Genomic DNA, 1,404 nt, shown 5'->3' with positions numbered 1-1,404 from the left:
GCTGAGTTGTAATCTGAGGCGCCAGTTTGTAAGGCGAGATGCTTGTTTGTAAATTGAAAACTGCATATTTGAAAGCGAAACGCCAGTTTTGTATGCCAGATGCCAGATTTGTAAACGGGATGCATCGTTTATACGCGAAATGCGACCTGTTCAAGGGAACTTTTTTCGGGTAAGATGGCCTTGACAGGCATGCCAAAGGGAGGTCGACTCCCTCTCGATTTTTTTGTAATCGGAGAATCCACCCCTGTATTTGGCGGTATAGGTGATCGGTGTTGGCGGCTCTGTTGCGTATTATTTTTTGAGAAGAGAAGGTTTCAGCAAGATGTCTTCAGCTGCAACTGGAGTACATCCCAGAAGCTTTAACACCTCTTCTCCATAGTGGAAGCTGAACGTTTCGTAGGGACTGCGATCGTTCAGCTTTTTCCGTTTGTAGGAATTGATGTGATCCATCATTCTGGTCACATCCGCCTGCGTCAGGTTGTCGAAGCTTGTTCCTTTGGGCAGAACCCGTCGGATTAGCTCGTGATTAACTTCGATTGAGCCCTTTTGATAAGGACGGCCAGCATCACAGTAAAAAATGCTTGTACGCTTGAAGCCGTATCCGACCACTGCGTATTCTCGATACTCGATCTTCTTCGGGTTGGAGAATTCACTACCGTTGTCCGTTACGATCACGGGGAACAGCTGATTGAACAGATTTTCGCCAAGGCGACTGTCCAGCGCTTCAAGGACGTCAATCACTGACTGCGATGTATTAGCATCCCTCAGGAACGCCAACATCAGAGAAGACTCCACGAAGTTGACCGTAAGCAGGCACTTTCCGCCGATCGTACCGATCACAGAATCCATCTGTACGACGGCAGTATCCGGATTCTTCTCCATGAAGGCTTCAAATTCCTTATAGGAGCGTCCAGCGCGGCAACCCTTATCGACTTTGAACTCCGGCTTTTTACGGCGGGCGCGGAACCGGACTTTCCGTGGAAGATCGATGTTGCGGACTTCCAGAAGACAGTCATCGATGTAGTTGTAGATCGTCTTTTCGCTGCACATGAGCTGATCCTGATTAGTAACATAGATCTCATGGATGGAATGTCCCTGCTTCACGAGCGGCGTAATGATCCTGTTAAGCCTGGCGATCTCTGCCTCGCTGGTCGATAAGCCGCTTCTGGATTCAGAGATCACCTGGTGTGACTTCAAATGAGCTTTCTCAGCATCGTAGAAGGTCTTGAGTAGTGTACATTTATCGATCGTCGGGCATGCATTGCAGACGTAAGGGACATGAGTCCTGACAGCGCAGACTTCTTCTACAAAGTCCGGACAATACTCATTGCAGCGGCATAATCGGCAGTAGGTTCCGGAACTACCCTGACGTGTACAGTCTTTCCGGCACAAAGCCGGGGCCTT

1 protein-coding gene is annotated in these 1,404 nt (G+C 49.0%); it reads right to left on the bottom strand.

Annotated features, from left to right (window positions below; genetic code table 11):
* Positions 1–291: 291 nt before the first annotated feature.
* Positions 292–1,404 (bottom strand): IS30 family transposase (locus J2S20_RS12045; protein WP_307255572.1); only part of this gene is annotated, 1,113 nt, incomplete at its 5' end.

The organism is Moryella indoligenes (assembly GCF_030812885.1).
In the GTDB taxonomy this organism is placed as follows: domain Bacteria; phylum Bacillota; class Clostridia; order Lachnospirales; family Lachnospiraceae; genus Moryella; species Moryella indoligenes.
This window is presented reverse-complemented; position numbering and strand designations above follow the sequence as displayed.